The sequence below is a fragment of the Lysobacter avium genome, assembly GCF_015209745.1.
Taxonomy (GTDB): Bacteria; Pseudomonadota; Gammaproteobacteria; order Xanthomonadales; family Xanthomonadaceae; genus Novilysobacter; species Novilysobacter avium.
Genome location: NZ_CP063657.1, coordinates 229,253 through 255,363 on the forward strand (window position 1 = coordinate 229,253; position 26,111 = coordinate 255,363).

Sequence of the window (26,111 nt, forward strand, 5' to 3'; positions counted from 1 at the left end):
GGCGGACCGATCGGGTCGTCGACGGCCTGAGTGGATTTGAGCGCCGCCGTAGCGGGGGCTGACCGACGGCCTGTCAGCCGCCCGCTGCCTCGATCGCCTGACGTTGTGCTTCGGCCGCCTTCAAAGTGGCGTCTTCCACCGCCTTGGCCTTGTCCAGCGGTTCATGCAGCGCGCGGCTGGCCGCGCTGTGGCCCGCGGCCCTGGGCTCAGGCGGCTGTTCCGGTTCCACCGGCGGCCGGTTGCACGCGGCCAGCAGCAACAGCATCGCGCAGCTTGAAAGCAGGATGGTCGGCTTGTCCCGCATCGTCGTGTCCTCCTGGGGCCCGGGGGTTATCCTAGCGCGCCGGGTCGAGGGCCGCGGCTGGCGGCCACAGGAGCACACACATGGATCCCAAGCGATGGCGCCTTGACGGGCAGCTGGCACTGGTCACCGGCGGCAGTGCCGGCATCGGCCGGGCGATCGCCCGCGAGTTGCTGGGCCTGGGCGCCGACGTGCTGCTCGCCGCGCGCGATGGCGGCGCGCTGGACGATGCCCGCAGCGAGCTGCTGGAGGATTTTCCGCAGCGCGACGTGCAGGTATTCGCCGGTGACGTGGGCATCGACGAGGATCGTCGTGAGCTGCTGGAGTGGGTCGAGCAGGAAGGCGATGGCGGCCTGCACATCCTGGTCAACAACGCCGGCACCAACGTCAGCCGCCTGGCCGCGGACTACGACGATGCGGAGTGGCGGGCGATCTTCGAGGTCAACGTGTTCGCCGCCTTCGAGCTCTCGCGCCACCTGCACCCGCTGCTGACCCGGCACGCCGCCTCCAGCATCGTCAACGTGGGCAGCGTGTCGGGACTGACCCACGTGCGCACCGGGGCGCCCTACGGCATGAGCAAGGCCGCGATGCACCAGATGACCCGCAACCTGGCGGTGGAATGGGCCGAGGACGGCATCCGGGTCAATGCGGTCGCCCCCTGGTACATCCGTACCCGCCGTACGTCCGGTGCGCTGGCCGATGCGGACTACCTGGACGAGGTGCTCGAGCGCACGCCGCTGGGCCGGATCGGCGAGCCCGAGGAGGTCGCCGCCGCCGTCGCCTTCCTGTGCCTGCCCGCGGCCAGTTACGTCACCGGCGAGTGCATCGCCGTGGACGGCGGGTTCTTGCGTTACGGGTTCTGAGCCGGGATACGCGTGTCGGCGATTCAGCCGTCCAGCGGGAGGGTCAGCGTCTCCTTGACCTCCTCCATGACGATGTAGCTCTTGGAGTCGCGCACATGCGGCATGGTCAGCAGGGTGCTGCCCAGCAGCTTGCGGTACGACGCCATTTCCGAAATGCGCGCCTTGATCAGGTAGTCGAAGTCGCCTGACACCAGGTGGCACTCCAGCACGTTGGGCAGACGCAGCGCGGCGTTGCGGAACTCCTCGAACACGTCGCCGGACTTGTAGGCCAGGCTGATCTCCACGAACACCAGCAGGTCCGCGCCCACCAGATGGGGATCCAGGCGCGCGTGGTAGCCGGTGATGACGCCGTCGCGCTCCAGCCGGCGGACGCGCTCGGTGCACGGACTGGTCGACAACCCGACGCGCTCGCCCAGCTCGGTGAACGAGATCCGCCCGTCCTGTTGCAGCACGCGCAGGATCTTGCGGTCGATTTTGTCCAGTTGCCGCGCATCTGCAGCCATGGGCTTCCCGTTGGAAGGGTGAATGGCAGTGATTCTGCCTGTATGTGGCCAAAATTACAGGCCACATGCCCGGCGCTTCGTTCCTATACTCCCCGCCTGGGATCCCGCCCCCGTCGGCGGGCAGGCGGCTGGGTGGACGAGCGGACATGCGGGTACTGATTCTGGGCAGTGGCGTCATCGGGACATGCAGCGCGTGGTATCTCGCGCAGGCGGGTTTCGAGGTGACGGTCGTCGATCGCGAGCCCGCGCCCGCGCAGGAGACCAGCTTCGCCAACGCGGGCCAGATCTCGCCGGGTTACGCCTCGCCGTGGGCCGCGCCGGGCATTCCGCTGAAGGCGTTCAAGTGGCTGTTCTCGCGTCACGCGCCGCTTGCCATCAAGCCGGGTCTGGATCCGCGCCAGTACGTGTGGATGCTGCAGATGCTGCGCAACTGCACCGCCGATCGGTACGCGGTCAACAAGGCGCGCATGGTGCGACTGTCGGAGTACAGCCGCGATTGCCTGGACGAGCTGCGCGCCAGCACCGGCATCGACTACGAAGGACGCCAGCTCGGCACGGTGCAGCTGTTCCGCAAGCAGGCCCAACTCGATGACGCCGCCAAGGACATCGCGGTCCTGGAGGAATACGGCGTGCCCTACGAGTTGCTCGACCGCGACGGCATCGTGCGCGTGGAGCCGGCGCTGGCCGGAGTGGTCGACTCGCTGGTCGGCGCGCTGCGCCTGCCGCATGACGAGACCGGCGATTGCGAGCTGTTCACCCGCCGGCTGGCGGCGATGGCTGAGGACGCCGGGGTGGAGTTTCGCTTTGGCGCGACGGTTGACCGGATCGAGGCATCCGGCGGGACGGTGACCGGGGTGAGTATCGACGGCCGCATTGAGCGCGCGGATCGCTATGTCGTGGCGATGGGCAGCTATTCGACGCCAATGCTGGGCCCGCTGGGGATCGACCTGCCGGTCTACCCTCTGAAGGGTTACTCGCTGACCCTGCCGATCACCGATGCCGCGATGTCGCCGACCTCGACCGTGCTGGACGAGAGCTACAAGGTTGCCATCACCCGTTTTGATGAGCGCATCCGGGTGGGCGGGATGGCGGAGCTGGCCGGGTTCGACCTGAGCCTCAATCCGCGCCGCCGGCGGACGCTGGAGAAGGTCGTCAACGATCTCTACCCGCATGGCGGCGACCTGGCCCGGGCGGAGTTCTGGACCGGCTTGCGCCCGGCGACGCCCGACGGCACCCCGGTGGTCGGGCCCAGCGCCCTGGACAACCTGTACCTCAATACCGGCCACGGCACCCTGGGCTGGACGATGGCCTGCGGTTCGGGGCGCTACCTGGCCGACCTGATGGCGGACCAGGCGCCACGCATCAGCAGCGAAGGTCTGGACATCTCGCGCTACGGGCGTAGCCGCGTGGCCCCGTCCGGAGCACGCGCCTGATGCGTCCGGCACGCGCTTTCATCGACCTGGATGCGCTGCGCCACAACTACCGGCTGGCGCGAGAGCTGGGCGGGCACAAGGCGCTCGCCGTGGTCAAGGCCGATGCCTACGGGCACGGCGCCGTGCGTTGTGCGCGTGCGCTGGAGCCGGAGGCCGACGGCTTCGGCGTAGCGTGCATCGAGGAGGCGCTGGAACTGCGAGAGGCCGGCATCCGGGCGCCGATCCTGCTGCTTGAGGGCTTCTTCGCCGCCGACGAGCTCGCCCTGATCGACCGCCACGATCTGTGGTGTGTGGTCCAGGCGACATGGCAGATCGATGCCATCGAGCGCGCGCGCCTGACCCGGCCACTGACCGTGTGGCTGAAGCTGGATACCGGAATGCACCGGCTCGGCCTCGCGCCGGAGCAATACCGAGACTGCCTGCGCCGCCTGCAGGCACTGCCGCAGGTCGCCGACGTGGTGGCGATGACGCACTTCGCGCGCGCCGACGAGCTCGACAGTGCGCGTACCGCGGAGCAACTCGCGACGTTCCAGCGGGTCATCTCGGGCCAGGGCGCCGGCGGCACGGAGCTGACGGCGAGTGTCGCCAACTCGCCGGCCCTGCTCGGCTGGCCGGCGACCCGCGCCCAGTTCGCCCGGCCCGGCCTGATGCTGTACGGCGCCTCGCCCTTCGCCAATCCGCATCCGGTGGCCGACCGTCTGCGACCGGTGATGACGCTGGAATCGGAAATCATCGCCGTGCGCGAGCTGGCGGCCGGCGAGCCGGTTGGCTACGGCGCGCGCTTCGTCACCGAACGCCCGACGCGCGTTGGCGTGGTCGCGATCGGCTATGCGGACGGCTACCCGCAGTTCGCGCCCAACGGGACCCCGGTGTGGATCGACGGCCGGCCCGGGCAGCTGATCGGCCGCGTGTCGATGGACATGCTGACCGTCGACCTGGAGGGCCATCCGGGGGCCGGCATGGGCAGCCGCGTCGAGCTGTGGGGCAACCACGTGCGTGCCAGCGACCTCACCGAGCGCGGCGCGACCAGCGCGTACCGGCTGCTGTGCGGCCTCAAGCGCGTGCCCCGGACCTACCTCGGCGAGTAAGGGCCGCGCCCTCAGTCTGCGCCGCGGCAGGTGCTGGCGTGGATGAGCGCCTCGATCCGCTCCAGGTCGATGCGGGTCGCCGCCGGATCCTCGGCGCGACCAAACAGCAACCTGGCCCGGGTGTCATGCGCGTGCTGATGCCACTGCTTGCATAGGCTGGCTTCGGGGACCGCGGCGCAGGTGTCGGTCACGTACTCGCAGGCCGCTGCCTGGCCACCTCCGGCGCTGCCGTCCAGCCCGGACACCCGCAGCGGCGCGCAGCGACGGGTCGGGACCGGGTCATCACTGAAATACTCCTGGCGGTCCCAGGTGCGGCAACTGAAGAGTGCGGGCGGCGGGTCGGCGGGCGTGGCATCGGCGACCTCAGCAGCGGCCCCGGGCGTGCCGCTGTAATTGGCCGCGACGTTGCCATCCTTTGGGTCAGGCAACGCGCCGGCCGAATCGGCGCCGGGCGACATGCCGTCAGGAAAGGACTCCGGCACCGCGGGCATGGCGACCAAAGCCGGCAAGACGGAACCGGTCGACGTTCGCGGTGCCGTTGGCGCGGGCGACGGCGGTGTCGGCGGCGCTGCCATTACAGGGCTGGAGGCCGGCGCGGCGGTCTCCATCACCCGGCGCTGCTGCTGGCTGCCCTTGGGGCAGGGGATGTCGTTCTGCACGCTGACCGCGCCTCCGGCATCGGTGCAGCGGTAGATCACCACCGCGTCCTGGGCCGTGGCGGGCGCCGCCGTCAAGGTGATCGTGCAGGCCACGCCGAGCACGAATGCAATCAGCCGCGCGCGGGTCACCGCCGGCACCCGCTGTCCAGGCGCTCATCGATGCGGCGCTTCTCGGCATCGATCTGCCGGCGCTCGCTTTGCAGCGCGCTGTTGTAGCGACGGGTCAGGGCCGTACGACGATCGCGGAGGTCCGCGCAGACCTCCGCCTGCGGGATCTGCACGCAGGCGTCGCGGATCCATGTGCCCGGTCCTTGGATGATGCCGCCCGTGGGCAGGCGGTCGGGCACGCCGGGTTGGCTGCTGGAGGGCAAGGGGGTGGGCCGACCGACACTGTCGAACTTGAATCGGGGACGCCCATCACCAGCGCTGGGGACGGTGGCGCTTCCGTAACCCGTGCCGGCGGCCGGCCTCACCGGCGGCGACGGGTAATATCCCGGCTGATGGCCGTAGCCGGGACCGACGAGCACCGGATAGCCCAGCGTCCACAGCGGCACCCAGCGCGGGTTTCCATCGGGCGAGTCGCTGGTGTATTGCTCGCCATCGGGCGTTACGCAGCGATAGACCGATGGCGGCGCTGACCGGGCGGGCGCCGGAGCCGGCTCGGGTCCGCGGGAGACGACAATGGTCGGCGGGGGCACCGCGGTCGCGCTGGGGGTGGCGGTGGCGGGTCCTGCGGGCGTTGCATTCCCCGCATCTCCTGCTGCTCTCCGCGGCGGCAGGGGGAGTCGCGCAGGCTCAGCCGGCCTTGGGCGTCGGTGCAACGGTAGATGGTCACCTGCTCATCGCCGCCGTCGGCGCATGCGCCTGTTGGCAGCGTGAGACCGGCCGCAAGCAGCAGCAGCGCAAACAGCTGTGTACCGCGGGAGAGTGCAGCCGGCTTCATGGCCTCATCTTGCACGCGCGCGGTCCGCGGCGGAAGCGGCGTGCGTTCAGGCCCGCAGGATCGCGCCCGTGCGCGCGTCCCGGATCGTGCTGGGGGTCGCGCGGCCACCGACGTCGCCGGTGAGCACGCCGTCGATCCTGGCCAACAGCGCCGGGTCCAGTTGATCGATGCAAGTCGCGGGCGGTCGGCCGGCCAGGTTGGCACTGGTCGACACCAGCACGCCGCCCCACGCCGCGCACAGGGCAACGACCGTCGGGTGGGCACTGACACGGACCGCGACGCTGTCGTGATCGCCGGTGATCACCCGCGGGACGGCGGCGGTGGCGGGCACCACCCAGGTGTGCGGACCGGGCCAGCTGGCCCGCACCTCAACGCAGCGCTCCGCTGCCAACGCGGACCAGTCGACCAGTCCGTCCAGCTGCGCCAGTGCGCCGGCGATCAGGATCAGCCCCTTTGCGACCGGGCGCTGCTTGATGTCGAGCAGCCTGACTACCGCCGCCTGGTTGAAGGGATCGCAGCCCAGCCCCCACACCGCTTCGGTCGGGTAGGCGATGACGCCGCCCTGGCGCAGGGCGCGCACGACGGACTGCAGGTCGCAGAGCGTGCCGGCAAAAGGGGCGGACACGTCTTCACCCATGCTCCGCCCCACGCATTGCGCCGATGACGCTCAAGCGCTGCTTACCCGGCCGTCGCGTCGGTGGTTCCCGCCGATTTGGCGTCCGATTTGCTCGCCGCCGTCCCGGTGGCCTTTTTGGCCGGGGCTTTCTTCACCGCCTTCTTCGTGGCCTTTTTCGCTACCTTCTTGGTGGCTTTCTTGGCAGCCTTCTTCGTCGCTTTCTTCGTCGGGGCCTTGGCCGCCGCCTTCTTGACCACCTTCTTCGCCGGCGCCTTCTTGGCTGCCTTCTTGCTAAAGCCCTTGCGCATCGGCTTGCCGGTTTCCTCCATCAACTGGATCACCTCCTCCAGCGTCAGCGAGGCCGGCTCGCGATCCTTGGGGATCTTGCCGTTGAGCTTGCCGTCACTCAGGTACGGGCCGTAGCGGCCATTGAGCACCTGGATATCGCTGCCCTCGAACTCCTTGATGATCCGGTTGCGCGCGATCTCTTCCTTCTCCTCGATCAGGAACACCGCGCGCGCCAGGTCGACCTTGTACGGGTCGTCTTCCTTCTTCAGCGATGCGTAGACCGCGCCGCGCTTGGCGAACGGCCCGAAGCGGCCGATACCGACGCTGACGTCCTCGCCCTTGTCCTGGCCCAGGTGGCGCGGCATCAGGAACAGCTCCAGCGCATCGTCCAGGCTGATGGTGTGCATGCTCTGGCCGGGCCGCAACGAGGCGAACTTGGGCTTGTCCTCGGCGTCCTCGGCGGTGCTGCCGATGGCGGCGTACGGCCCGTATCGACCCAGGCGCACGCTGACCGGCTTGCCGGTCTTGGGGTCGGTGCCCAGCTCGCGCGCGCCGGTGGCCTGGCTGCGGTCGACCGACTCCATCTTGTCGTCGACCATTTCCTTGAACGGGGTCCAGAAGCGCTCCATCAGCGGCACCCAGTCCTGCTCACCGCGTGAAACGGCGTCCAGTTCGTCCTCCAGCTTGGCCGTGAAGTCGTAGTCCACGTAGCGGGTGAAATGGCCGGAGAGGAAATTGCTGACCGCGCGGCCGACGTCGGTGGGACGGAAGCGGCGGCTTTCCAGCTCGACGTACTGGCGGAACAGCAGGGTCGCGATGATCGAGGCGTAGGTGGACGGCCGGCCGATGCCGTACTCCTCCAGGGTCTTCACCAGCGAGGCTTCCGAGAAACGCGGCGGTGGCTCGGTGAAGTGCTGGTTGGCATTGACCTGCTGCAGCGGGATGCGGTCGCCGGTCTTCATCGGCGGCAGCTTGCGGCCCTCGTCGTCGGCATCCTCGGCCTTGGTGTCCTTGCCTTCCTCGTACACGGCCAGGAAGCCGGGGTCGATCACGGTGGTGCCCGACACCCGGAAGCTGTGCTCGCCGCCGGCGGCCAGGTCGACCGAGACGGTGTTGAGCGTGGCCGGGACCATCTGGCTGGCGACGGCGCGCTTCCAGATCAGCTCGTACAGGCGGCGCGCGTCATCCTCCAGGAAGCTGGCCATCTGCGCGGGCGTGCGCAGCGCGGAGGTCGGGCGCACCGCCTCATGGGCTTCCTGCGCGTTCTTGGCCTTGGATTTGTAGGTCACCGGCTGGTCGGGCACCGCGCCGATGCCGTAGTCGCGGGCAATCACGTCGCGGATCTCGGCGACCGCGTCCTGCGACAGGGCGACCGAGTCGGTACGCATGTAGCTGATCAGGCCGACCGTGCCTTCTTCGCCACCCAGGGCGACGCCCTCGTAGAGTTTCTGCGCGACCTGCATGGTGCGCTTGGTGGTGAAGCCGAGCTTGCGCGCGGCCTCCTGCTGCAGGGTCGAGGTCGTGAAGGGAGCGGCCGGGCGGCGCTTGCGCTCCTTGCTGACCACGTCGGTGACCTGCAGCGCGCCCCCGGCGGCGCCGACGATGCGCTGGCGGGCGGCCTCGGCGGTATCCCCGTCGGTGATCGTGAACTGCTCGAACTTCTTGCCGTCCAGCTTGATCAGCCGCGCGTTGAAGGCCTGCGAGGGGTGCAGGCAGTCGGCGACGATCGACCAGTACTCGCGTGCCTTGAACGCCTCGATCTCCTCCTCGCGCTCGACGATCATGCGCAGCGCCGGCGACTGCACACGTCCGGCGGACAGGCCGCGCTGGACCTTGCGCCACAGCACCGGGGACAGATTGAAGCCGACCAGGTAATCCAGCGCGCGGCGCGCCTGCTGCGCATCGACCAGGTCGCTGGCGATGTCGCGCGGATTGGCCATCGCCTCGTTGATCGCCCGCGGGGTGATTTCGGTGAACACCACGCGCTTCAGCGGCTTGCCCTCCAGCAGGCCGCGCTCGCGCAGGATCTCGGCGATATGCCAGCTGATCGCCTCACCCTCGCGATCCGGATCGGTTGCCAGGAACACGGCCTCGGCCTTCCTGGCTTCCTTGGCGATGGCCTCGACGTGCTTCTGGTTCTTCTCGATCAGGTCGTAGCGCATCGCGAAGTTGGCATCGGGATCGACCGCGCCTTCCTTCGGGATCAGGTCACGCACGTGACCGTAGGAGGCCAGGACCATGAAGTCCTTGCCGAGGTATTTGTTGATCGTCTTGGCCTTGGCGGGCGATTCGACGATAAGGAGGTTCTTGGCCATCGCGGCAGAGCCTGTAGTGGGGGGCGGGTGCGCGCCGTGACGGCAGCGCCGGGGGAAGCACAAACAAGCAGAGGCCCGCGGCTGGAGCACGGACGCCGGAATTGCGTTGCCAGTGAAATCACGCCGCGGGCGCTGCTGTCAAGCTTTGTCCGCGACAAACGACCGGATCGGGGCCGGTCGTGGCGCGCACAGTATTAATGGTCGCGCCGCTCAATGCACGGGGTCGGGCTCTTCCTCGAACATCTGGGTTTCCATCCAGGCATACGCCGCCTCGCTTCCAGGCTGGTTGAACAGCACCATCAGGACCACCCATTTCAGGTCATCCAGGTCGATCTCGTGCTGGTCCAGCGCCATTGCGCGATCAATCACCAGCTCACGCTGGCCCGCGTCGAGCACGCCGTGCTGCTCCAGAAACAGCAGGAAGCCGCGGCAATCGGTGTCCAGCCGGTCCAGCTCGGGCCCTGCGTAGACACGCGTCGGCCGATCCGCGCGCACGGGACTGGGCGCCGGCCGCTGTCGCGCCAGTGCATCCAGCCACTCAAATGCCTTGTTGATCTCGGCAGCGCTGAAGCCTGCCTGGCCGAGTTCCTCGAACAACGGCCCGCTTTGCAGGTTTTCACGGTCGCGGACGAGGTCCGCATCTTCAGTGAAGTAGTGCTCGAACAGGTACAGCAGGACATCCAGAATGCTTTCTTTCATTTCCCCTCGGCCTGCGCCGCAGGCGGCGCGGTGGGTCAGGAGTTGCTTGGGACCGTCGAACCGTCACGCGACGGATCATCGATGGCGATGGAAGCGGCCGTGTTGCGCGACCACTCGACCCTCCAGCTCCAGCGGCAGCAGCATGGATGACAGGCGTGCGGGCGTCAATCCGGTGCGCTGAACAAGCTGATCCATATCTGTAGGGTCGTGACCGAGGGCCTGCCACAAAATGTGGTGGTCACCGTCGTTCTGGCTAGGTGGTGCGGGGTGGGCGGATTCGCGGCGGGAGGCCGGCGGCGGTGACGGGTCGAGCGGGAGCTGCGTGTCGCGCGAACGGGGCGACTCCCCTGAACTGGGGGCGGCCAGACGTTCGCGCAAGTGGCTGGCCTGCGCGCTGATGGCGGGGGCCAACAGGTCGGCGACGTCCGACGGGCTCTCGATCAGGCAGGCGCCGTCGCGGATCAGGCGGTGGCAGCCGCGCGCCAACGGGTTGTGGATCGACCCGGGAACGGCCATCACCTCGCGCCCGCATTCGGCCGACAGACGGGCGGTGATCAGTGCGCCGGAGCGATAGGCGGCCTCGATCACCAGCGTCCCCAGGCAGAGCCCGGCGAGGATCCGGTTGCGGCTGGGGAAATGCTCGCGGCGCACGCCGGTGCCGGGAAGGTGCTCGCTGACCACCGCGCCGTTCGTGGCGATGCGCGCATGCAGCGCGGTGTTGGCGCGCGGATAGGGAACGTCCGGACCGGTCCCCAGCACGGCCACGGTGTCGCCGCCCGCCCCCAGGGTCGACTCGTGGACGGCGGTATCGACCCCGGCGGCCATGCCGCTGGCGATCATCAGGCCCTGGCCGGCCAATACGCGGGCGAACTCGCGTGCATTGTCCGCCCCGCCCGGCGTCGGCGAGCGGCTGCCGACGATGGCGACGGCGGGCAGCCAGAGCAGGGCGGGGTCGCCGGCGACGAACAGGGCGAGGGGTGGGTTCTGCGCGTGCCGCAGCAATGGCGGATAGTCCGGATCGTCCCAGCCGATCAGGTGATGGTCCGGCGCCGCCAGCCAGTCCATCGAGCGACCTACCGCGTCGGCGGGCGGCATCTGCAGCTGCGCAACTTGCCGGGCCTGCAACCCGACCGCCCGCCACAACGAGGGTCCGGCGGCCAGTGCGTTCTCCGGCGACGCCTGGGTCAGCAGGTTGCGCCGGGCCGCGGCGGGACCGGCGCAATCCAGCAACCGGAGCAGGGCGTGGTTGCGCGCGCCGTCATTGCGGTCGACCGGCGTGGAAGGGGCGGCAGCGGAATCGAGGGCAGCGGAATCGTCCATCCCGCGAGCATCGGGCGGAAACGACGACGGCACCCTCGGGTGCCGTCGTTGATCGCGGTAGGGAATCCCCTCGCGCGCGGGTCGGTGCTGGTGGATCAGTACGGCGCGTCGGGGTGCTTCAGTTCGTGCCCGACCTGGATCGGGCGGATGCCCTCCATCACCAGTGCGTAGCTGACCTTGTCGAAGGTCCGGAACACCATCAGGTGGCCGGCGAACTCGTCTGGCAGGCGCACGCGATTGGCGCGCCCGAAGCTGTCCTCGCTGCGGTCCCAGCCGCTGCCGGTGCTCATGCGGTCGACCACTTCGCTGCCGACGCGCCAGCCGGAGAACACGGTGCCGTTGTCCACGCCGTCACGGGCGCCGACCGACAGGGCGACCACGTCGCGGGGCCCACCGGTGCGCAGCATGTCCGCCACGGCCAACACGCGGGCACGGCCGTACTCGAACTGCTGGCGCGGCGGGTGCGGGAAGAACTGCAGGTCATACGGCTGCGCCGCGACCGGGATCAGGCGATCGCCGATGCGCACTTCGCGGCCGCTGTCGTCCAGCACCATGGTGGTGGCTTCGATGCCGCCCACTTCGCCGCGGGTAACCGTGCCGGTCGCCTGCTGCATCAGTTCGTAGCCGAGGATTTCCGATCCGTGGTCGGGCACGACCACGTTGGTCCAGTGGCGCTCGAAATCGATCGTGCGCCGGCCGCGGTTGTCCAGGTCGGCGGCATCGAAGATGTCGCAGCACATGGTCCGGTCCAGGCGGGCGTAGCGCTGGGTCGGACGCACCACCGCATAGCGCTGGCCGGCGACGGCGCCCGGCAGGCCCTTGATGTAGACGGCCTGGCCCTTGGCGCTGCGCAGGCGGTCCTCTTCCAGGCCGACGACGTGCGGAAGGCTGTCGATTTCATCGACGACCCGCAGGTCCTTCAGGAACGGCTCGATCTGCGACAGCGGAACGCCGGTGACCGGGGCCAGCTGGCGCGGGCCGGGTTGGGCGGTGACGCGGTTCAGGTACGCCAGCGACAATACGTCGCCGGGATAGATGAGGTGCGGATTCTCCACCTGCGGGTTGGCCTGCCAGATTTCCGGCCACAGCCAGGGTTTCTGGAGGAAGGTTCCGGCGATGTCCCACAAGGTGTCACCCTTCTTGACCACATAGGTGTCGGGGTGATCCCCGCGCAACCCGGCGGCCATGGCAAAGGTGGCAATTGTCAGCAACGCAGCGGTAGCGACCGTGCGGATCGGCTTCAACATAATAGGTATACCTGATTCCCCATGCAGGTGCGCCCGGGCGTCATAAAGCGACGCGGGCGGCTCACTATATCCCAGATGAATGGCGTCATTGCAAGCAAAAGCACCGCCACGGCCGCGTTATAATGACCCGGTATCTTGTGGATGTGATCCACGCCCCCATTTATAGAGCCATGGCCCAGTTACCGATCCTCGAATTTCCCGATCCGCGCCTGCGCACCGTCGCGACCGACGTCGATCCGTCGCAGATCGGATCGCCGGAATTCCAGCGCCTGCTCGATGACATGTTCGAGACCATGTACGACGCACCCGGCATCGGGCTGGCGGCGAGCCAGGTGGATGTCCACCAGCGCTTCATGGTGATTGATGTGTCGGAGGAAAACGACACGCCGATGGTGTTCATCAACCCGCAGATCCTCGCCAGCGAAGGCGAAGAGGTGCACGAGGAGGGTTGCCTGTCGGTGCCCGGGATCTTTGCCGAGGTGACCCGCGCCGAGCGGATCACGGTCAAGGCACTGGATCGCGAGGGCGAGTCCTTCGAGCTGGACTGCGACGGCCTGCTGGCGGTCTGCGTCCAGCACGAGATGGACCATCTGCTGGGCAAGCTGTTCGTGGACTACCTGTCTCCGCTGAAGCGCGAGATGGTGCGCAAGAAGCTGGCCAAGGCGCGCCGCAACGCCGCCTGAGTCCCCGGCCGGCTGACCAGGCCGGATGACCAGGCCGGGGTGCAGGCATGCCCGGTCGCAGGCACCCCCGGCTGTAAGATGGCCCGATGAGAATCGTCTTTGCCGGTACCCCGGAATTCGCCGTGCCCAGTCTGCGCGCAGCGGCCAAGCGCAACGAAGTCGTCGCCGTCTACACCCAGCCCGACCGGCCTGCCGGCCGCGGCCGTGGTCTGGCGCCCTCCCCGGTGAAGCGGGTGGCGCAGGATTTAGGGATCCCGGTCTACCAGCCGGAGAACTTCCGCAGCGCCGCCGCGCGCGACGAACTGGCTGCATTGGAGCCCGATCTGCTGGTGGTTGTGGCCTACGGCCTGATCCTGCCGCAGTCGGTGCTGGACATCCCCGCCGAGGGGTGCTGGAACGTGCACGCCTCGCTGCTGCCGCGCTGGCGCGGTGCGGCGCCGATCCAGCGCGCCATCCAGGCGGCCGACACCCGCACCGGCGTGTGCCTGATGCGCATGGAGAAGGGCCTCGACACCGGTCCAGTGCTGCTGTCGCAGGCCATCGACATCCGCGCCGATGAAACCGGCGGCCAGTTGCACGACCGGCTGGCGGAGCTGGGCGCGCAGGTGTTGGCTGACGGCCTGGGCCTGCTGCGTGGCGGGTTGCGTCCGCAAGCGCAGCCGCAGCCCGAGAGCGGCGTCACCTACGCGCACAAGCTCGACAAGGCCGAGGCCAAGCTCGACTGGAATCGCCCGGCAATCGAGCTGGCCAACAAGGTGCGCGCGTTCAATCCGTGGCCGATGGCGGAGGCGGTGATCGGCGGCGAGCGCCTGCGCCTGCACGCCGCGGTCGCCGTGCCGCGAGAGCACGACGCGGAGCCGGGCACCGTCCTCGCCGCGGGTCGCGACGGGATCGACGTGGCGTGCGGCGAAGGCAGCCTGCGCGTGCGCGTGCTGCAGCGCGACGGCGGCAAGGCGATCACCGCGGCCGACTATCTCAACGGGCGCCGTGACCTGGTCATCGGCGGTTGATGCGTCCATGACCGTCACCCCGGGCAGCCAGCCGCGCATTGCCGCCACCCGCGTGCTGGACGCCGTCCTGCATCACGGACGCTCGCTGAAGGCCGAGCTGGCGGGCGCGCAGCAGGAACTGGAAGACCCGCGCGACCGCGCGCTGGTGGAGGCAATCTGCCTGGCGGTCCTGCGCCAGCCGGCGCGGTTCGACGCGGCACTGGCGGCGTGGATGCCGCGGCCGCTGGCGCGTCGCGATCGCGAGCTGCGGGCGCTGCTGCTGGTCGGTTTCGCCCAGCTCGACCCGATGGGCCTGCCGGCACACGCGGCGGTCGCGGCGACGGTTGAGGCGGCGCGAGGACTTGGTCGCGACCACCAGGCCGGGATGGTCAACGCCCTGTTGCGCCGCGCCCTGCGCGAAGGCCTGCCTGCTTCGGAATCCCACGCGCACTGGCCGGGCTGGCTGCGCACGCGCATCGAGGCCGACTGGCCTACAGACGCCGCGTCGATCCTGGACGCCAGCGAGCAGGCGCCGCCGATGTGGCTGCGGGTCAATCGCCAACAGGGCGCTCGCGATGCGTATCGCGCCGAGCTGGCCGCAGCGGGAATCGAAGGTGCCGTGGTGGAAGGGCTGGACGACGCCCTGCGCCTCGACGCGCCGGTGCCCGTCGCCGGCTTGCCCGGCTTTGCCGAAGGCCGGGTGTCGGTGCAGGACGGCGCCGCGCAGCGCGTGATCGACGCGATGCCGGTGCGGGGCCGGATGCGGGTGCTGGACGCCTGCGCCGCGCCCGGTGGCAAGGCCGCCCATCTGCTGGAACGTGAACCGGGCATCGAACTGACTGCGCTGGACATCGACCGGCGCCGCCTGCGCCATGTCCGGGCGACGCTTGACCGCGTACAACTGGGCGCGGATGCCACGCTGCTGGCGGCCGACGCCACCGATCTGGCGGCGTGGTGGGACGGCGTGCCATTTGATGCCATCGTGCTGGACGCGCCTTGCTCGGCGACCGGCATCATCCGCCGCCAACCCGACGTGCTGCTGCACCGGCGCGAGTCCGACATCGACAACCTGGTCGCGCTGCAGGGCCGGCTGCTGGACGCGTTGTGGCAAACCGCGGCGCCGGGTGGAGCTCTGGTCTACACGACCTGCTCGATCCTTCGCGACGAGAACGACCGCCAGATCGCCGGCTTCCTTGCCCGCACCACCGATGCGCACGCCGAGCCGCTGGACGAAAGCTTCGGCCGCGCGCCGGTCCAGGAAGCCCACGGCCGGCAACGCCTGCCCGGCGAGGACGGCATGGACGGGTTCTTCTATGCGCGACTGCGCAAGGCGCCGGCTTCACTCGGCGGCGAGTAGCTCGCGGTACACCGCCTCGGTGCCGTCCACGAAGCGATCAATGCCGAATTCCTCCAGCGCATGGGCGCGTGCCGCCTCGCCCATGGCCGGCAAGGTGGCGCGCTGCTCCAGCAGCATCTGGATTGCCGCGGCGATCCCCGGCACGTCACGCACCGGCGTGACCCAGCCATCCACACCGAGGCGGATATTTTCCGGCAGGCCGGCGTAGTCGCTGACCAGCACCGGCTTGCCCATCGCCATCATCTCCCGGCAGGCGAAGGAGATCGTTTCCACATCCCAGGACAGCACGAAGCCGGCGTCGATCGCGGCGATCATCGGCCGGACATCGTCCAGCAGGCCGGCGAAATGCACCTGCCCGCGCAGCCCCAGCGCGTCCATCCGCGCCAGCGAGCCGGCCGACGGCGGACGCCCTGCCAGCAGCACGCGCACCTGTTCGCGCTGTGCCGCCGGGATCAGCGCGATGGCCTCCACCAGGTCCATCCAGCCCTTGTAGTCGGCGGTGCCGGCATTGCTGCCCAGCACCAGCGCGGGTGAATCGGCAAAGCGTGCGTCGCGTTCCGCGCGCGCGCGGTCGGCCGGCCATGGCGCGTAGTAGTCGGTATCGATGCCGTTGTGCACGGTGGCCAGGCGGCAGCGCGCGTAGGCGGTGTTGGCAAGGGCGCGGCGGGTGAAGTCGCTGACCGCGATCACCTGGTCGGTGCGGCGCGCGCGCCACCAGTGGCCGATGCCCTGCATCGGCTTGGAATTGTGTTTGGTCAGCAGCAGGCGGGGTCGTCTGGGCAACCGGCGCATCGCGGCCAGCACCAGCCGATGGTCGGCCGAGCCATTGACGTGGATGAGGTCGTACGCATGCTCGCGCAGATGCGCTGCCAGCGCCTCGCGGGCGCGGCGGATCGCCCCCAGCCGGCGCAAACCATTGGGGAAGGGCTGGGCCAGCGTGGCCACGCCGGGGATCGCGCCGGCCTCGCGCAGCAGGCGGCTTTCGGGTGGGGCGGCGACGCAGACGGAGACCTCCCGGCGCGGCGCAAGCCCCTTGGCCAGCGACGCCAGGTAGGTCGTATGACCGCCGCCGTCGCCGTCGTGGAAGTTGGTCAGCAGGAGCTTCATTGATCACCGGATGTCGTCGGCTTCCGGGCTCTGCGCTCATCCTGCGACTCGCACCACGCCTGGAACATCAGCACGCCCCAGAGGTGGGTGTGCCATTTGCGTTGGCCGGCGAGGAATTCGCGCCAGATCGCGCGGATCGGAGCGGGGTGGAAGTGGCCTTCCGCGCGCAGGCGGCGCTCGTCGAGCTGGGCCTCGGCCCAGTCGCGCAGCGGGCCGCGCAGCCAGTCGCCGACCGGCGCGCCGAAGCCGGATTTGGGACGGTAGACCAGGTCATTGGGCAGGTAGCGCGTGAGCAGACGCTTGGGAAGGTGCTTGAGCTCGCCGTCGTGCCACTTCATCGACAGCGGCAGGGACCAGGCGAACTCGGCGACCCGCCAGTCCAGCAGCGGCGCGCGGGTTTCCAGCGCGACCGCCATGCTGGCGCGGTCGACCTTGGTCAGGATGTCCTCGGCCAGGTAGCAGGCGAAATCCAGTTGCATCAGCGCGTCCGCGCCGGTGCCGACGCCGGGCATCGCGGCGGGATCGTCGTAGGCGGTGAGCAGGCGGCGCGCGCCGATCACCACGTCCTCCGGCCTGCGCCAGCGGGTCACCCGTTGCCGCGCCAGCCCCTGGAGGTCGCCGGCGGCGAGTTCCGCACGCAGTGCCGCCAGTCCGCCAAGACGCGCACGTTCGCCGGGATCGCCGGCGAGCCGGGCCAGCAGGCGACGCGGCAGGCGGGACAGGCGCTGCTCGTTGCGCAGCGCGCGCGCATAGCGGCCGTAGCCGAAGAACAACTCGTCGCCGCCATCCCCCGACAGCGCGACGGTCACGTGCTCGCGGGCCAGCCGGCACAGCAGCGCCGTGGGCACCTGGGAGGAGTCGGCGAAGGGCTCGTCGAAGATCGTTGACAACTCCGGCACCAGGGCGAGCGCGGCGGCGCCGTCGACGTGAAGCGGCGTGTGGTCGGTGCCCAGATGTCGGGCGACGGCGGCTGCGTAGCGGCTCTCGTCGTGGATGGCGTTGTCGAAGCCGATCGAGAAGCTGCGCACCGGGCGGCTGGACTGCGCCTGCATCAGCGCGGTGACCAGCGAGGAGTCGGTGCCGCCGGACAGGAACGCGCCCAGCGGGACGTCGGCCTCCATGCGCAGTGCGGTCGCGTCGCGGAGCAGCGCATCCAGCTCGGCCAGCGCCGCGGTCTCGTCGCCGGCGAAACCGCGCTGGATCGCCGCGCGCTGGCGGTCGCGGCTGCTCCACCAGCTGACCGGCCCGTTGATCGGGTCGAAGCTGCTGTTGCCGGCGCGCATCGTGCCCGCATCGATGCGCAGCAGGCGGCCGGCGGCGAGCTTGTGCACGCCGCGCAGGATCGCGTGCGGCACGGGGATGTAGTCCAGACGCAGCAGCAGGGCCAGCGCGTCCGGATCGACCTCGCCCGACAGCGCCGGATGCGCGCGCAGCGCCGCCAGTTCGCTGCCGAACACGAAGCTGCCGTCATCGGCCCAGCCGTAGTACAGCGGCTTCTTGCCGACCCGGTCGCGGGCCAGCCACAGCACTTTTTCGTGGCGGTCCCAGGCGGCCAGCGCGAGCATGCCGTTGCCGCGCTCCAGCGCCGCCTGCACGCCCCACTGGGCAATGGCGGCAAGCAGGACCTCGGTATCGGAGTGGCCGCGGAAGCGGTGACCCAGCGCCCCCAACTCCGCGCGCAGCTCGCGGTGGTTGTAGATCTCGCCGTTGAAGGCGATCACCCAGCGCTCGTCCGCGGACACCATCGGCTGGTGGCCTTCCGGGCTCAGGTCGACGATCGCCAGGCGGCGGTGCGAGAGCACCAGACCGGACGCGGGGTCGGTCCAGACGCCGGCGTCGTCCGGGCCGCGATGGGCGATGGCGCTGCCCATGCGGGTGCCCAGCGCAGCCAAGTCCTCGGCACTGTCACGCGGGGCGGGCGTCCAGGCGCCGGCGATACCGCACATGGGCCGCCCTCAGCCTTCCGCGCGCGGCGGGTGGGGGGCGCGGGGCGTCAGGTCGTCAGCGACGGCGCGCGTCGCGGCAACGTCGGAGGCGGCCGCAGAGTTCGACGCAATGGAGGAGGCCGGGACACGTCCGTCGCCCTCTTCAACGGTATCTGCGACCGCCTGGCCGTTCTGCAGCAGCCACAACATGATGGTCTTCTGGCGGACATAGTTGGCCCGCACGTAGGCGTAGACCAGCCCGTGCCAGCCGTCGAGGAACCCCGCCCGCAGGAGGTAGCCGCGCCAGAACCGCCACGCCGGCGACAGCACCAGCTTGGCCAGCGAGGCGCGCTTGCCGCGGGCGAAATCGTGCTCGGCCATCATCCTCGCGTAGCGCTGGGTCTTGGCCAGTTGCTGCTCCAGCGAGCGATAGGGGTAGTGGATCAGGTCGCCGGCAAGCGTCAGGACCGGGCCATCGACGCTGGCGGCCTCGTGGATCTCCCGCTTGCCCCGCCAGCCGCCGCGACGGCGGTCGAACAGGCGCAGGATCCGGTCGGGGTAGGCGTTGCCGTGACGCAGAAAGCGGCCGAAATAGTTGTCCAGGCGGGCGAAGCGGTAACCCGCCGCGCCGTCAAAGCCGCCTTCGCGCGCCGCCAGGATCGACCCGCGCAGGCCGTCGCTGACCCGCTCGTCCGCGTCCACGCACAGCACCCAATCGTGCCGCGCCTGCTCGACGGCGAAGGCCTTTTGGCTGCGGAATCCGGTGAACGGCCGCTGCAGCACGCGCGCACCGAGCGACTCTGCGATCTGCACTGTCGCGTCGGTCGACTGCGAGTCCACCACCACGATCTCGTCGCAGAACGCCAGCGAGGCCAGGCAGTCGCCGATGCGGGCGGCCTCGTTGAACGTGATAATGCAGGCCGATATCGCTGGCACCGCGGGTGCTGGACGGGTAGGTGACGGAGCCGGGGAAGCGTTGATGGCGGAATACCTGTTGTTCGCGACCGAGCGCTACGCGCTGCCCATCCTGCAGCCGCTGGCGCGCGCGCTGCAAGCCGGCGGCCATGGCGTGAGTGCGTGGTTGGTCGACGGCGCGGCGGGGGCCGAATTGCCGGCGCCGGTGCGCATGGTAGACGACGTCCGCGCCGCGGTGGCGCTGCGTCCGCGCGCGGTGTTCAGCGCGGCCAACTGGGTGCCGCCGTTCGTGGCCGGGGCGAAGGTGCAGCTGTTCCACGGCTTCAACGTGGAAAAACGCGATGCCGCGCGCGGCCACTTCCGGGTGCGCGGGCTGTTCGACCTGTATTGCACGCAGGGCCCGGCGACGACGGCGCCGTTCCGCGAGCTGGCCGCGTCCGCCGGCCACTTCAAGGTGGTCGAAACCGGTTGGCCGAAGCTCGATCCGTTGTTCGGCGAACCCGACCCGCTGGCGCGGCAGCTGCGCGAGGCGGCCGGCGGGCGGCCGGTGGTGATGTTCGCCTCCACCTTCACCGAGCGGCTGAGCGCGGCGCCGCACCTGCTGGCCGCGATCAGCGCCGAGATCGCGCGCGGCGAGCGCTACTGGATCCTGACCCTGCACCCCAAGTGCGCGCCGGACCTGTTCGAGCGCTACCGCTCCCTGGTCGGGGCGAACGCCTGTTTCGTGGACACCGAGCAGCTGGTCAGCGCCCAGCGGGCGGCCGACGTGCTGGTCGCCGACACCACCTCGGTGGTCAGCGAGTTCGTGGTCCAGCGCAAACCGGTGGTGACCTTCCGCAACCGCGCGCCCAAGCCGCACATGATCGACTTCGACGATCCCGCCGCGCTGCCGGCGATGCTCGCGCGCGCCTTCGACCCGGCCCTGGCGCCGCTGGCGGCGATCGCCGCGTACGCCGATGCGATCCATCCGTACCGCGACGGGCAGTCCTCGCAACGCGTCATCGCCGCCACCGATGCGTTGCTGGCCGGTGAGCTGGGTCCGCTGGGGCGCAAGCCGCTGGGCGCGCTGACCCGCGGCCTGCAGATCCGCCGGCAGCTGGGTTACTGGGGACGCAGCGCGCGCTGATTGGTGCCCGGATATGGGCCGGGGCCGAGCGCGACCGTCCGCGGTCTACGCGGGCAACCCGATTACCAGCGCAGAGGCCGCCGCGCGAGTTCCGATGACAACCGTCGGTACACCGCGTCGGCGCTCGCGTACGGCAGGTAGCGGATGCACAACTGGGGCGATCGGGCGCCGGCGCCGGCGGTGTCCAGCCACAGCGTGGCGGTGTCGAAGTGCCGGTCCAGCGGCGAGCGGGTCAGGCGCAGCGCTTGTAGCTTGTCGACCTCGGCGAAGCGCCAGTAGCGCTGCCACCAGCCCTCGCGGACCGCAACCAGCTCCTCGCCCAGTGTCCAGCCGGCGCGGCGCGCCTCGGCACGCGCCTGCACCGCCGCCCACGGCAGCCAGGCCAGTGCCAGCAGGCCCCACCCGCCAAGGCGGACGGACAGCGCTACGGTCACCAGCACGATCCACGGCAGCGTCGACAGCATCCGTCGCCACCAGCCACGCATCGGCACGGACTGCCATTCCAGCGCGTGCCAGCGCGCCTGGGGCAGCAATTCCCCGATCAGCCGGTCGCAGTCCTCGCGCGGGGCGATTGGCGCCAGTTCGTGCAGGGTCCGGGCCTGGCCTTCCTGCTGGCTGGCGGCCGTGTCGACCTCCAGCGTGCGCTGCTTCAGCCACCGGTGCAGCAGGCCTTCGGTCAGCGTCCACGCCTGGATCCGTCGCCGCGACGCGCTGGTGCGCCACCGGGTCAGCAGTCCGCGCTCGACCGTCAGGCGGCGGCCGTCGCGACTGAGCACGAAACCGTAGTACTGCAGCACCGCCAGCAGCAGCGACAGCAGACGCAGGACCAACAGGATCGCCGCCAACATCGCCAGCCCACCCGCCAGCCACTGCCAGATGGGCCAATGGTTGGCGCCGTACCAGGTCTCCCAGGTGCCGCCGAGGCGCTCGAACAGGTTCGACCACAGCCGGCCGCCGGTCTGCGAGAACGCGGCCACGCCCGCGCCGACCAGGATCATGCCGCGGTTGGACACCACGCCCAGCCGCAGCAGGTCCATGGTGCCCATGCGAAGCAGGGGCTCGGGTGCGGTGGTCGCTGCGGCGTGGGTGGCTTGGTCCGGGCCAACGCCATCGTCCGCTACTGCCATCGCGGGACCCGGCGCCCTCGTGGACGCAGAGCCCGCCCGTCCGCGCCGCCGCACCAGTGTCTCCAGCTCCAGCGCGTCGGCCAGTGTCAACACGCGCATCGTCGCCTCCGGCTTGCTGCCGCCGGCCGATTCCAGGCGCACCTCGGCCACGCCGAACACGCGGTGCAGCACCGATTGCTCAACGGCAACGTTGTGGATGCGCGAGAAAGGGATCACCCGCAGGCTCCGCTCCAGCAGCCCGCTGCGCACCACCAGCGCATCCTCCGCGACCGCATAGCGGTAGGTGAAGTACTGCCACAGCGAACCGATCGCCAGCACGCCCACGCCGATCAGAGGCCACAGCCCGCCCTCGTCGCGGCGGCCAAAAAAAAACAGGGCGATCAGCGGGACGATGAACTGCTTGAGCTGCGCGACCAGCACGAACAGCCACGACATCGGATGCAGCCGGTGTTCGGGCTCGGCCGGTGCGGCGGCGTCAGTCGTCATGGTCGAGATCGATCTGCCGGCCGAGGCGGTCGCGCAGGAACTGGGCGTCGTCGAAGTCGATGTTGGGCACCACGACCGAACTGTTGCGGGTGCCCGCGGTATGGACGACCAGCGTCGCCAGGCCGCGACGACGCTGCAGCGGGCCGCGCTTCAGGTCCAGATGCTGCACGCGCGTGACCGGCACCCGGGTCTCGCGCAGCCACATGCGACCGCGGCGCACCGCCAGTCCCTCCGGGTCGAGTCGCCAATAAGTGTGGCGGAACTGCTTGTGGCCGAGCATCCCGCCCAGTCCGCCGCCGATCAACAGACCCAGCGCCGCGCCGACCAGGACCATGGGCAAGCCGCCCGCCCCGTCGGCGTCGAGCAGGACTGCCCCGAGTTTGGCGAGCAGTGAGCCCCCCAGCGCGCAAGCGAACGCCAGCGGGGGCGCATTGGCGAGCAGGAACAGCAGTCGCGCGCGCGCCGGCAGCGCTTGCCAGTCGAGAAATTGATCCGCGGCAGGGCCGGTCGCGGGAGTGCCAGGCGGATCAGGCGGTGACTGGGTCATGCAACGGGCTCACTGAAGGAATCCTTGCTTCACGGTCGGGGTCTGCTCAGTAGCACTGGGGCCAATAGGGGTTGTCCTCGCCGCTGCCGGGCGGGCGCAGCGAGTAACGCTTGTAGGTCCACTGGTACTGCGACGGATCGCGCCGGGCGATGCGCTCCACCGCCGCGTTGAGCGCCGTCACCGCGACGGTCGGGTCCGGATCGGCCACGTCGTCGGGCGCCGCCTCGATGTGCACGGCAAACCCGGGCCCGGCCGGGTGGCTGTCGATGCGCTCGCAGTAGGCCATCAGCACGGTGGCGCCGCTGCGCGCGGCCAACCGGCCGAGCAGGCTCATGGTGAGCGCCGGGGTGCCGAAGAACTCCCCGAACGCGCCGTCGCCCTGCTTGGGTTGCTGGTCGGGCAGGATGCCGAGCACCCCGCCCGTGGCCAGCTGCTTGAACAACTGGCGCACCCCCGCGGCTTCGGCGCGGATCTGGGTGACGCGCGGCGGCTGGTCGACATCGCCGCTGTCATCGGCGCGTACCCGTTTGAGGAATTCCTCGCCGACCTGGGAGTCGGGCGGCGCGTACAGGATGGCCACCGGCGTGCGCAGCGCCAGCCACTGGTTCAGCAGCTCCCAGTTGCCGTAGTGAGGTGCGGCGATGATCACTCCGCGGCCGGCGGCGATCGCCGCATCCAGGAGATCGGTCCCGTGCTGCTCGCGGATCAGGGCCATGTTTTCCGCATGCGGCCGGGTCCACAGCCGCAGCGTCTCCATCAGCTGGCGCGCGGTGGTGCGCAGCACTTCCTGGCGCAGCTCCTCGCGCTGCGCGGGGTGCATGTCCGGGTAGGCGATTGCCAGGTTGCACGCGGTGACCCGGCTCTCGCGGCTGGACGGGCGCAGCACCACTTTCGCCAGCACGTCTGCGATCCCGTAAAGGCCGCGCCATGGCAGGCGCGCCACCAGCGCGGCGAAGATATACAGGGCGTGGGCGAGGAAGCGGCTCATCGCTGGCAGTGTAGCCGCCGGATCGCGCCGATTCCGCGCGGAGGCCGGGCATCGCGCGCGACCGTGGCGCCGCGCGCGACGCTCGGCTACTGTGCGCCGATGCTTGCCCTTATCCAGCGTGTCAACCACGCCAGCGTGCGCGTCGACGATGAGCTGCTGGGCGACATCGGCCCGGGCCTGCTGGCGCTGGTCGGCGTCGAGCCGGAGGACGGCGAAGCGCAGGTCGAGCGCATGGCGCGGCGTTTGCTCGGCTACCGGGTGTTTGCCGATGCGCAGGGGCGGATGAACGTGGGCCTGGCCGAAAGCGGCGGGCAGTTGCTGCTGGTCAGCCAGTTCACGCTGGTCGCCGACACCGCCAGCGGCATGCGTCCGGGCTTCAGTACCGCCGCCGCACCTGAACAGGCTGAACCGCTATTCAACGAATTGCTCGACTCTTGCAGGCGATTGTTGCCGGCAGGGGTGGAAACCGGGCGCTTTGGTGCCCATATGGTAGTGAGCCTGGCCAATGATGGTCCGGTCACCTTCCTTCTGCGGGCCTGATGCCGCAGAGGCCATACCGCCGTATGCGCGCAGCAGAAGTGCGCAGCAGTGGTATAATACAAGGTTCCCCAGCCCCAAATAATATGGTAGCGCAGCCGCATGGCAAACGAGAGTCCGGCTCCCAAGTCCGATATCAAATCGCTGATCAGTAAGGGCCTGGAGCAAGGCTACCTGACGTATGCGGAAGTCAACGATCACCTGCCGGCCGACATGGTCGAGGCGGAGCAGATCGAGGACGTCATCGCCCTGATCAATGGCATGGGCATCGAAGTGCACGAAGTCGCGCCCGATGCCGACACCCTGTCGATCGGCGACACCAGCTCCAGCGGGCGTGAGGTTGATGAGACCACCGCCGAGGAAGCCGCTGCCGCCCTGACCGGCCTGGATGCCGAGGGTGGCCGCACGACCGACCCGGTGCGCATGTACATGCGCGAGATGGGCACGGTCGACCTGCTGACCCGCGAAGGCGAGATCGAGATCGCCAAGCGCATCGAGGACGGCCTCAACCAGGTCCAGGCATCCATCGCGCTGTTCCCCAGCACCATCCAGCTGATCCTGGAAGACTACGAACTGCACAAGGCCGGCAAGAAGCGCCTGGCCGAGCTGTTGGTCGGTTTCCTTGACCAGCTTGAAGACCCGACCGTGGCGCCGCCGCCGGCCGAGGCCATGTCGGCCGTGCCCGAGCCGGTCAAGGAAGAGGACGAAGTCGACGAGGACGCCGAGGAGGACGACGACGAGGAAGTCGTCGACGAGGGCCCGACCGGTCCCGATCCGGCCGAGGTGACCGCACGCTTCGAGCACCTCAGCGACCTCTACACGCAGTTCGAGAAGGCCTACGCCAAGCACGGCCCCAGCCACAAGTCGGTGGTCAAGCTGCGCGAGGAGATGGCCGAGGTGTTCGTCACCCTGAAGCTGCCGCTGCCGCTGACCGACGTGCTGGTGCAGAACATGCGCAGCACCCAGGCCGAACTGCGCCGCCAGGAGCGCCGCATCCTCGAGCTGGCGACCCGTGTGGCGAAAATGCCGCGCAAGGACTTCATCCGCTCGTGGGACGGCAACCAGACCAACCTGGAGTGGGTCGATGACCTGCTCAAGCGCAAGCAGAAGTGGGCTTCGGGCCTGCGCGAGGTGAAGGACCAGATCATTGCCGAGCAGGAGGCGACCATCGCCACCGAGGCCGCGATGCGCATCACCCTGGCCGACCTGCGCGAGATCAGCCGCACCATGGCCTACGGCGAGACGCGTGCGCGCAAGGCCAAGCGCGAGATGATCGAGGCCAACCTGCGGCTGGTGATCTCGATCGCCAAGAAGTACACCAACCGTGGACTGCAGTTCCTGGACCTGATCCAGGAGGGCAACATCGGCCTGATGAAGGCCGTCGACAAGTTCGAGCATCGCCGCGGCTTCAAGTTCTCGACCTACGCCACTTGGTGGATCCGCCAGGCCATCACCCGCTCGATCGCCGACCAGGCGCGCACCATCCGCATCCCGGTGCACATGATCGAGACGATCAACAAGCTCAACCGCATCTCGCGCCAGATGCTGCAGCAATACGGCCGTGAAGCCACGCCCGAAGAGCTGGCCAAGGAAATGGAGATGCCCGAGGACAAGGTTCGCAAGGTGATGAAGATCGCCAAGGAACCGATCTCCATGGAAACCCCGATCGGCGATGACGAGGACTCCCACCTGGGCGATTTCATCGAGGACACCAACGTGGAGTCCCCCGTGGATGCGACGGTCAACATCAACCTGATGGAGACTGTGCGCGACGTCCTGGCCGGGCTGACCCCGCGCGAGGCCAAGGTGCTGCGCATGCGCTTCGGCATCGACATGAACACCGACCACACCCTTGAGGAAGTCGGCAAACAGTTCGACGTCACCCGCGAGCGGATCCGCCAGATAGAGGCCAAGGCGCTGCGAAAGCTGCGTCACCCGAGCCGCTCGGAGCAACTGCGCAGCTTCCTCGAGATCGAGTAAGCCGCACGCGGCAACCTCGCACGTACCAACGCGCCACGGCGCACCGGAGCCCCGCCATGCGCGGGGCTT

General features: G+C 69.5%; 24 protein-coding genes and 1 pseudogene. 9 read left to right on the forward strand and 16 right to left on the reverse strand.

Annotated features, from left to right (window positions below; translation table 11 throughout):
* Positions 1-73 precede the first annotated feature (73 nt).
* Positions 74-304 carry a hypothetical protein gene (locus INQ42_RS01015; RefSeq protein WP_194034775.1) on the reverse strand — a complete coding sequence of 77 codons (231 nt, stop codon included), beginning with the start codon at positions 302-304 and terminating at the stop codon, positions 74-76.
* A gap of 80 nt (positions 305-384) precedes the next feature.
* On the opposite strand from INQ42_RS01015, the gene INQ42_RS01020 reads away from it, so the two are divergent.
* Positions 385-1,164 (forward strand): SDR family oxidoreductase, encoded by a 780-nt coding sequence (locus tag INQ42_RS01020; protein ID WP_194034776.1) that lies wholly within the window; start codon positions 385-387, stop codon positions 1,162-1,164.
* Positions 1,165-1,187: 23 nt separating this feature from the next.
* On the opposite strand, the gene INQ42_RS01025 is transcribed toward INQ42_RS01020, so the two are convergent.
* Entirely contained in the window at positions 1,188-1,667 is a 480-nt protein-coding gene (locus INQ42_RS01025) for a winged helix-turn-helix transcriptional regulator (protein ID WP_194034777.1), read from the reverse strand.
* 146 nt (positions 1,668-1,813) lie between these two features.
* On the opposite strand from INQ42_RS01025, the gene INQ42_RS01030 reads away from it, so the two are divergent.
* Together INQ42_RS01030 and alr are read left to right on the forward strand one after the other, a co-directional pair.
* A complete protein-coding gene (locus INQ42_RS01030) occupies positions 1,814-3,100 on the forward strand; it encodes a D-amino acid dehydrogenase (RefSeq protein WP_194034778.1) in 1,287 nt (428 codons plus the stop codon).
* Positions 3,100-4,188, forward strand: a complete 1,089-nt coding sequence (gene alr / locus INQ42_RS01035) for an alanine racemase (protein WP_194034779.1) — start codon at positions 3,100-3,102, stop codon at positions 4,186-4,188. Before INQ42_RS01030 ends, alr begins: the two co-directional genes overlap by 1 nt.
* An 11-nt stretch (positions 4,189-4,199) precedes the next feature.
* On the opposite strand, the gene INQ42_RS01040 is transcribed toward alr, so the two are convergent.
* From INQ42_RS01040 to INQ42_RS01070, 8 genes are all read right to left on the reverse strand, one after another.
* Positions 4,200-4,976: a hypothetical protein gene (locus tag INQ42_RS01040; protein WP_194034780.1), complete on the reverse strand. Its 777-nt coding sequence runs from the start codon at positions 4,974-4,976 to the stop codon at positions 4,200-4,202.
* Positions 4,973-5,545 carry a hypothetical protein gene (locus INQ42_RS01045; protein WP_228064513.1) on the reverse strand — a complete coding sequence of 191 codons (573 nt, stop codon included), beginning with the start codon at positions 5,543-5,545 and terminating at the stop codon, positions 4,973-4,975. The genes INQ42_RS01040 and INQ42_RS01045 overlap by 4 nt, the downstream gene beginning before the upstream one ends.
* Positions 5,455-5,790: a DUF4124 domain-containing protein gene (locus INQ42_RS12845; RefSeq protein ID WP_228064401.1), complete on the reverse strand. Its 336-nt coding sequence runs from the start codon at positions 5,788-5,790 to the stop codon at positions 5,455-5,457. Before INQ42_RS12845 ends, INQ42_RS01045 begins: the two co-directional genes overlap by 91 nt.
* Positions 5,791-5,836: 46 nt before the next feature.
* Positions 5,837-6,415, reverse strand: a complete 579-nt coding sequence (locus tag INQ42_RS01050; protein ID WP_228064402.1) for an L-threonylcarbamoyladenylate synthase — start codon at positions 6,413-6,415, stop codon at positions 5,837-5,839.
* 53 nt (positions 6,416-6,468) lie between these two features.
* Entirely contained in the window at positions 6,469-9,009 is a 2,541-nt protein-coding gene (locus tag INQ42_RS01055; RefSeq protein ID WP_194034782.1) for a DNA topoisomerase I, read from the reverse strand.
* 210 nt (positions 9,010-9,219) lie between these two features.
* A complete protein-coding gene (locus tag INQ42_RS01060; protein ID WP_043959646.1) occupies positions 9,220-9,708 on the reverse strand; it encodes a DUF494 family protein in 489 nt (162 codons plus the stop codon).
* Between the two features lie 75 nt (positions 9,709-9,783).
* Positions 9,784-11,028, reverse strand: coding sequence for a DNA-processing protein DprA (dprA, locus tag INQ42_RS01065; protein ID WP_194034783.1), 1,245 nt, complete (start codon positions 11,026-11,028; stop codon positions 9,784-9,786).
* A gap of 95 nt (positions 11,029-11,123) precedes the next feature.
* The gene (locus tag INQ42_RS01070; protein WP_194034784.1) at positions 11,124-12,275 is read right to left on the reverse strand and encodes a LysM peptidoglycan-binding domain-containing protein; all 1,152 of its coding nucleotides are present in this window, start codon (positions 12,273-12,275) and stop codon (positions 11,124-11,126) included.
* Between the two features lie 170 nt (positions 12,276-12,445).
* On the opposite strand from INQ42_RS01070, the gene def reads away from it, so the two are divergent.
* The 3 genes from def (at position 12,446) to rsmB (ending at position 15,304) form a co-directional block, all read left to right on the forward strand.
* Entirely contained in the window at positions 12,446-12,958 is a 513-nt protein-coding gene (gene def, locus INQ42_RS01075; protein WP_194035683.1) for a peptide deformylase, read from the forward strand.
* Between the two features lie 86 nt (positions 12,959-13,044).
* Positions 13,045-13,968 (forward strand): methionyl-tRNA formyltransferase, encoded by a 924-nt coding sequence (gene fmt, locus INQ42_RS01080; RefSeq protein ID WP_194034785.1) that lies wholly within the window; start codon positions 13,045-13,047, stop codon positions 13,966-13,968.
* A gap of 7 nt (positions 13,969-13,975) precedes the next feature.
* Positions 13,976-15,304, forward strand: coding sequence for a 16S rRNA (cytosine(967)-C(5))-methyltransferase RsmB (rsmB, locus tag INQ42_RS01085; protein ID WP_194034786.1), 1,329 nt, complete (start codon positions 13,976-13,978; stop codon positions 15,302-15,304).
* Here rsmB and INQ42_RS01090 read toward each other — a convergent pair.
* The 3 genes and pseudogenes from INQ42_RS01090 to INQ42_RS01100 all read right to left on the reverse strand — a co-directional run.
* Positions 15,287-16,411 (reverse strand): glycosyltransferase family 4 protein, encoded by a 1,125-nt coding sequence (locus INQ42_RS01090; RefSeq protein ID WP_194034787.1) that lies wholly within the window; start codon positions 16,409-16,411, stop codon positions 15,287-15,289. The two genes, rsmB and INQ42_RS01090, sit on opposite strands and share 18 nt — an antisense overlap.
* Positions 16,408-18,357 carry an asparagine synthase (glutamine-hydrolyzing) gene (gene asnB, locus INQ42_RS01095; RefSeq protein ID WP_194034788.1) on the reverse strand — a complete coding sequence of 650 codons (1,950 nt, stop codon included), beginning with the start codon at positions 18,355-18,357 and terminating at the stop codon, positions 16,408-16,410. Before asnB ends, INQ42_RS01090 begins: the two co-directional genes overlap by 4 nt.
* Positions 18,358-18,447: 90 nt before the next feature.
* Positions 18,448-19,272 (reverse strand): annotated as a pseudogene (locus tag INQ42_RS01100) (glycosyltransferase family 2 protein); the annotation flags it as partial.
* A 40-nt stretch (positions 19,273-19,312) separates the two neighbouring features.
* Between INQ42_RS01100 and INQ42_RS01105 the strand changes: the two are divergent.
* Positions 19,313-20,377 carry a CDP-glycerol glycerophosphotransferase family protein gene (locus INQ42_RS01105; RefSeq protein WP_194035684.1) on the forward strand — a complete coding sequence of 355 codons (1,065 nt, stop codon included), beginning with the start codon at positions 19,313-19,315 and terminating at the stop codon, positions 20,375-20,377.
* Positions 20,378-20,439: 62 nt separating this feature from the next.
* Here the strand turns inward: INQ42_RS01105 and INQ42_RS01110 are convergent, their stop codons facing one another.
* From INQ42_RS01110 to INQ42_RS01120, 3 genes are read right to left on the reverse strand one after another with little or no spacing between them, the layout of a single operon-like run.
* Complete coding sequence (locus tag INQ42_RS01110; RefSeq protein ID WP_194034790.1) at positions 20,440-21,990, reverse strand: PH domain-containing protein; 1,551 nt, start codon at positions 21,988-21,990, stop codon at positions 20,440-20,442.
* Positions 21,980-22,537 (reverse strand): PH domain-containing protein, encoded by a 558-nt coding sequence (locus INQ42_RS01115; RefSeq protein ID WP_194034791.1) that lies wholly within the window; start codon positions 22,535-22,537, stop codon positions 21,980-21,982. Before INQ42_RS01115 ends, INQ42_RS01110 begins: the two co-directional genes overlap by 11 nt.
* A gap of 46 nt (positions 22,538-22,583) precedes the next feature.
* A complete protein-coding gene (locus INQ42_RS01120; protein WP_194034792.1) occupies positions 22,584-23,525 on the reverse strand; it encodes a lauroyl acyltransferase in 942 nt (313 codons plus the stop codon).
* Between the two features lie 99 nt (positions 23,526-23,624).
* On the opposite strand from INQ42_RS01120, the gene dtd reads away from it, so the two are divergent.
* Together dtd and rpoD are read left to right on the forward strand one after the other, a co-directional pair.
* Positions 23,625-24,065 (forward strand): D-aminoacyl-tRNA deacylase, encoded by a 441-nt coding sequence (dtd, locus tag INQ42_RS01125; RefSeq protein ID WP_194035685.1) that lies wholly within the window; start codon positions 23,625-23,627, stop codon positions 24,063-24,065.
* 99 nt (positions 24,066-24,164) lie between these two features.
* A complete protein-coding gene (gene rpoD, locus INQ42_RS01130; protein ID WP_194034793.1) occupies positions 24,165-26,042 on the forward strand; it encodes an RNA polymerase sigma factor RpoD in 1,878 nt (625 codons plus the stop codon).
* Positions 26,043-26,111 lie beyond the last annotated feature (69 nt).

Coding starts and splice junctions, on each gene's coding strand:
- def (WP_194035683.1), top strand. CDS start 12,446: ATGGCCCAGTTACCGATCCTCGAATTTCCCGATCCGCGCCTGCGCACC.
- INQ42_RS01060 (WP_043959646.1), bottom strand. CDS start 9,708: ATGAAAGAAAGCATTCTGGATGTCCTGCTGTACCTGTTCGAGCACTAC.
- dprA (WP_194034783.1), bottom strand. CDS start 11,028: ATGGACGATTCCGCTGCCCTCGATTCCGCTGCCGCCCCTTCCACGCCG.
- INQ42_RS01115 (WP_194034791.1), bottom strand. CDS start 22,537: ATGACCCAGTCACCGCCTGATCCGCCTGGCACTCCCGCGACCGGCCCT.
- INQ42_RS01055 (WP_194034782.1), bottom strand. CDS start 9,009: ATGGCCAAGAACCTCCTTATCGTCGAATCGCCCGCCAAGGCCAAGACG.
- asnB (WP_194034788.1), bottom strand. CDS start 18,357: ATGTGCGGTATCGCCGGCGCCTGGACGCCCGCCCCGCGTGACAGTGCC.
- fmt (WP_194034785.1), top strand. CDS start 13,045: ATGAGAATCGTCTTTGCCGGTACCCCGGAATTCGCCGTGCCCAGTCTG.
- rsmB (WP_194034786.1), top strand. CDS start 13,976: ATGACCGTCACCCCGGGCAGCCAGCCGCGCATTGCCGCCACCCGCGTG.
- INQ42_RS01025 (WP_194034777.1), bottom strand. CDS start 1,667: ATGGCTGCAGATGCGCGGCAACTGGACAAAATCGACCGCAAGATCCTG.
- alr (WP_194034779.1), top strand. CDS start 3,100: ATGCGTCCGGCACGCGCTTTCATCGACCTGGATGCGCTGCGCCACAAC.
- INQ42_RS01110 (WP_194034790.1), bottom strand. CDS start 21,990: ATGACGACTGACGCCGCCGCACCGGCCGAGCCCGAACACCGGCTGCAT.
- INQ42_RS01015 (WP_194034775.1), bottom strand. CDS start 304: ATGCGGGACAAGCCGACCATCCTGCTTTCAAGCTGCGCGATGCTGTTG.
- INQ42_RS01070 (WP_194034784.1), bottom strand. CDS start 12,275: ATGTTGAAGCCGATCCGCACGGTCGCTACCGCTGCGTTGCTGACAATT.
- INQ42_RS01030 (WP_194034778.1), top strand. CDS start 1,814: ATGCGGGTACTGATTCTGGGCAGTGGCGTCATCGGGACATGCAGCGCG.
- INQ42_RS12845 (WP_228064401.1), bottom strand. CDS start 5,790: ATGAAGCCGGCTGCACTCTCCCGCGGTACACAGCTGTTTGCGCTGCTG.
- INQ42_RS01020 (WP_194034776.1), top strand. CDS start 385: ATGGATCCCAAGCGATGGCGCCTTGACGGGCAGCTGGCACTGGTCACC.
- INQ42_RS01090 (WP_194034787.1), bottom strand. CDS start 16,411: ATGAAGCTCCTGCTGACCAACTTCCACGACGGCGACGGCGGCGGTCAT.
- rpoD (WP_194034793.1), top strand. CDS start 24,165: ATGGCAAACGAGAGTCCGGCTCCCAAGTCCGATATCAAATCGCTGATC.
- dtd (WP_194035685.1), top strand. CDS start 23,625: ATGCTTGCCCTTATCCAGCGTGTCAACCACGCCAGCGTGCGCGTCGAC.
- INQ42_RS01120 (WP_194034792.1), bottom strand. CDS start 23,525: ATGAGCCGCTTCCTCGCCCACGCCCTGTATATCTTCGCCGCGCTGGTG.